Source organism: Bradyrhizobium sp. (genome assembly GCF_035273305.1).
Taxonomy (GTDB): Bacteria; Pseudomonadota; Alphaproteobacteria; order Rhizobiales; family Xanthobacteraceae; genus Bradyrhizobium.
Map to the genome: position 1 here is coordinate 1 of NZ_DATEPI010000130.1, position 4,356 is coordinate 4,356.

The 4,356-nt window shown below is 57.8% G+C and carries 5 protein-coding genes; 3 read left to right on the forward strand and 2 right to left on the reverse strand.

The genetic code is table 11. The annotated features are described in order from the left end of the window. Nucleotides 1–372: hypothetical protein (locus VJV58_RS09050; RefSeq protein ID WP_414641453.1), on the reverse strand; the 372-nt coding region annotated here is incomplete at its 3' end. Between the two features lie 87 nt (nucleotides 373–459). After that, the gene (locus tag VJV58_RS09055; protein WP_324137004.1) at nucleotides 460–1,437 is read right to left on the reverse strand and encodes an ABC transporter substrate-binding protein; all 978 of its coding nucleotides are present in this window, start codon (nucleotides 1,435–1,437) and stop codon (nucleotides 460–462) included. A gap of 471 nt (nucleotides 1,438–1,908) precedes the next feature. On the opposite strand from VJV58_RS09055, the gene VJV58_RS09060 reads away from it, so the two are divergent. From VJV58_RS09060 to VJV58_RS09070, 3 genes are all read left to right on the forward strand, one after another. Beyond that, entirely contained in the window at nucleotides 1,909–3,480 is a 1,572-nt protein-coding gene (locus VJV58_RS09060) for a DHA2 family efflux MFS transporter permease subunit (RefSeq protein WP_324137005.1), read from the forward strand. A 266-nt stretch (nucleotides 3,481–3,746) separates the two neighbouring features. Continuing rightward, a complete protein-coding gene (locus tag VJV58_RS09065) occupies nucleotides 3,747–4,052 on the forward strand; it encodes a hypothetical protein (protein WP_324137006.1) in 306 nt (101 codons plus the stop codon). Nucleotides 4,053–4,107: 55 nt separating this feature from the next. Further along, nucleotides 4,108–4,356, forward strand: a 249-nt coding sequence (locus VJV58_RS09070; protein ID WP_414641454.1) for a hypothetical protein, incomplete at its 3' end; no start/stop codon positions are given.

Consider the following 4,356-nt stretch of genomic DNA (forward strand, 5'->3'; position numbering starts at 1 on the left):
GCGCGCCACCACCTCGGCCGCGCATTTATGATACGCTGCGATGATGTCGCGCAGGTCCTCCGGATCGAGACGGGTGGACAGCGCGGTCGAGCCGACCAGATCGCAGAACATTACGGTCAACTGCCGCCGTTCGGCACTGGAGGCGGCCGCTGCTGTGGCGGATCGGGCCGGTGATGCCGTAACGGGCGCAGGCGCAGTGACAGCGCCGGCCGGCGCGCCTAGCTTCGTGCCGCATTCTGCGCAGAAGCGCGAGCCAGGCGCGCTCAGATGCCCGCACGCACAAACAAGCGCCTGCGCCACGCCGCATTGCGGACAGAACCGGCTGTTCTCCGGCACTTCCGCGCGGCATTCGAAACAAGGGGTGCTGGCCATCGTTGCCACGTTACCACCTAGAAGTTCATGTTGGGAACGGTTTGCCGCCGCATGTCGGCAACGGGCCAATAGCCGACGTTCGGTGGGTCATTCAATTATTTCGTCGGCAAGCGCAGTCAGCCTATCGGGAATCTGGAGCTTCATGGCCTTTGCGGTCGCGCGGTTTATGACCAGCTCGAACCGTGTCGACTGCACGACCGGCAATTCGCTCGGCCTCGCCCCGCCGATAATTTGGCGAATATATTCTCCAGCCTGCCGATAAGCGCTCGTTTGGTTCGTTCCATAGCTCATCAAGCCGCCATCTACGGCGAACTCCCGCGTGTCGAAAATCGCGGGCAGCGACTCCCGCAGGCAAAATGCAGCGAGCTTCCGGCGTATCGCATTGAAGTACGCGTCACCGCCGATCAGCAGCGCACTGGGATGGTTATCCGTTAGCTTCAAGAGCACGTCATCGATCTCGCCCTCGGTAGAAACCTTGTAGGTCAGGAGCGGAATCTTGAGGGAATGTTCCGCAGCTTCGATATCCTGCGCCATGGATGCAGAGTCTGGATTTTTTGGATTGACAAGAATGGCAATCGATTTCGCGTTTGGAACAAAAGCAAGCAGCAATTCCAAGCGTTTGCCAACGATCGCAGTGGCCAGAAAACTCACACCCGTCACGTTGGCCTCAGGGTGATTGATGCTCTGCACCAGGCCAGCTTTCACGGGATCAGTACCATTCACAAATACGATCGGGATGCTCGATGTCAGCTTCTTGACGATTTGAGCCGAGCTAGACCCGCCGCCGGCAAGGATTGCGGACGGCTTAAGTTGAATGAGATCTCTGGCCAGAGCCTCCAGTCGACTTGACTGGTTATCGGCGTAGCGAAATTCGATCTTTGCGCCGGTGGCCGCGCCACCGGTCTGGCCGAGCCCGGCACGAAATGCCGTCACGAAAGGTGCGTCGCTTTGCGCCGACCGGCCGCTGATATATCCGATCAATGGCTGCGGCTGCTGCGCACGCACCGCGAGTGGCCACGCGGCCAAAGCGCCGCCCGTAGCTTTAATGAACTCGCGTCGTCTCATGTTCGCCGACCCCGCACTTTCCCCATCGTATCGAGTCACACTATCGTCGGGAAAGAGGAAAGCTCATGTCTCCTACGCGTTACTTTTGACCGGGACGCGCCCAGCAGTATGTCCCTTGATGTCGGGCGTGCCCTCAAAAGCGGAAACGAAATCAGGCTACTGACATCTGTCACATCGGAGGTGGCCAGGAAAGCGGCCAAATTGATGCGATGCTGGGAAGTGTCGCGAAGGGCCACATCGATACGAACGGCTTCTCTACTTGCCAGAATTGCGGAAAGTCAGACCCGAAAACTTCTGCTGCCGAAAAGGCTTCCTGCCTGCCCATTGTTCTTAGGCTCGCCGTCAGCCGGACAAGAGTTTCCTCTTTGCCACGTTAAGGTGATAACGCAACGAGCACCTGGAAGAACTGGGTGGATTAACATCGGCATATGCCGTGTTGGTATATTGGAGCGGCGGGCACAGGAACTTCCATTGGAAACGGCGGTCAACCATCAGGCATCACATTCCACCACCATTGCGACGTGGACTGGTTTCACCGCGATGTGCCTCGGCATGTTTATGGCAATTCTCGATGTGCAGGTGGTTGCCACATCCCTCCCGACGATCCAGCAAGCGCTGCCTATCGCTCAAGAGCAAATGAGCTGGATTCAAACCGCGTATCTGATCGCAGAGATAATTTCCATTCCGCTGGCTGGGCTTTTGACTCGAACGCTGACCATGCGCTGGCTATTTGTCATCGCCGTCTCGGTGTTTACGCTCGCATCGATCGGCTGTGCAGCCAGTCATAATTTTTCGTCCTTGATATTCTGGCGTGTGGTTCAAGGATTTTCAGGCGGCACGGTGATCCCTGCGGTCTTTTCAGCGGTCTTTCTGCTTTTTCCATATCGGCTGCATTCAATCGCGACCACCATCGCCGGGGTCGTTGCGGTGCTCGCGCCGACCGTTGGGCCTATCGTCGGAGGCTGGATCACTGAGACGTTTTCTTGGCATTGGCTCTTCCTGATCAATGTCTTCCCTGGAATTTTGGCGGCTCTCGTCGCCACTTTTTCCTTACCAAGGGAGCGGCCCAACTTCGATCTGGCACGGCATCTCGACGTGCTTTCATTGGGCCTGATGGCATGTTCCCTCGCAGCGCTCGAAATTGGAATCAAAGAAGCGCCACAACGAAGCTGGGCGTCGCCGCTGGTGGATGCTCTGCTAGCCTTGAGCTTTCTCACGGGTATGGCTTTTGTCACGCGAACAATCCGATCACCGCGGCCATTGGTCGATCTCCGGCTTTTCTCCGACCGAAAGCTTGCAGTGGGATGTCTACTCAGCTTTGTTTTAGGGATCGGTCTTTTTGGGTCGGTCTATCTCATGCCCGTATTTCTAGCCTACGCGAGAGGACATAGCGCGCTCGAGGTCGGAAAGATCATGCTGGTGACCGGCGTCGTACAATTTGCAACCGCACCAGTGGCTGTCGTCCTTGCGCAGCGTTTCGACACGCGTCGTTTGACGGCAGTTGGATTTCTCCTCTTTGGATGCGGATTGGGAATGAGCTACTTTCAGACGGTCACCACAGACTTTGATGAAATGTTTTGGCCTCAGGTCGTGCGTGGGCTCGCGATTATGTTCTGCGTTTTACCGCCCACGCGGCTCGCACTGGAGCACCTCCCGAAGGCCGACATCCCGGATGCGAGCGGATTGTTTAACATGATGCGCAATCTCGGAGGCGCCGTCGGCATTGCGATCATCGACACCATAATCTACACCCGCGCACCCATTTATGCGCACAGGCTCACTGACCGACTGGCTGCTGGAGATCTCGATGCCGTAAGAATCCTGGCCATCCCACTCGGTGTCGTCGATCGTTTGCCGTTCGACCCCAAAGCCCAGGCGCTGGTGGCAACCCTCGTCGAAAAGCAGGCGTTCATCAATGCTGTCAATGACGCGTGGGCTCTGGTGGCCATAATTACGGTTGCGGTGCTCATCACCTTGCGCCTTGCCCGGTCGCCTCTTGAGCGCGCAATTATTTCGGCACGTAAAGACCGAGCCATCCTTTGAGATCGCCCGTGTTATGGACTTATGCGTTGCAGCTTGACGGAGTGTCAGGTTGTCCGTCTTCGACGACGGACCTAGTCCCCCCTGATGCCATGTGCCCGGACGAGAACAGCAAATCTCAGCGCGCGCTTATTACATTCTGATCGAAGCTATGCCGTCACTCGCTTGCGGGTCGGTCGGCAACTGGGGCGCTCATAGACGTGAGGCGCGGCGGCGATGGATAGCGCGATTTCGGAGGATCAGCTATATTTCGATAGGGGAGAAACGCCATGAAATTACGCTGCAGGGCTCTGATTGCGATCTGGTGTCTGTCTTCAATGTTGGGGCTCGGCGCGGCGCAGGCGCAGGATGCGGCTGCTAATCCTGGACGCAACTTGGTCATGAGCAAATGCTTCCAGTGTCACTCCGACTCCATGTTCCGCGACCAGCGTCAGGATCGGCGCGGCTGGGAGGCAGCGATCTACCGTATGATTGGGCGCGGCGCGCTGTATACGACGGAAGAGATTAAACTGATGGCGGATTATCTCGGCGCCGACTTCGGCCCTGCTGCGAAGTCCGCCCCGGTGGCGAAATGACGCGCAACGCAAGACGGAATGCGCGCCGTCACCGCTTGGCATACAGGAGATAACGATGAGAGATTTGGTTGTAAAATATCTGTCGAAGGGCATTTCACGGCGCAAATTTATAAATAGCCTGACTAAAGCTGGGCTAACCGCCGCGGCGGCGAATTCCGTAGTGGCCTCGGTGAGTTCCGTCAGCCTCGGGCAGGGAGCCGATCCCTCTGCAGCCGCGACGGCCGTGCCTGCTGCTGCGACGCCAGCTACTGCGAGCGCAAGCTCCGCCATTGCCGGCGTGAAGTCATTCCAGGGGCCGGGCGGT

Bases quoted from the DNA above. Each gene is read 5' to 3' on its own strand.
- VJV58_RS09055 (WP_324137004.1), bottom strand. From the start codon at position 1,437: ATGAGACGACGCGAGTTCATTAAAGCTACGGGCGGCGCTTTGGCCGCG.
- VJV58_RS09065 (WP_324137006.1), top strand. From the start codon at position 3,747: ATGAAATTACGCTGCAGGGCTCTGATTGCGATCTGGTGTCTGTCTTCA.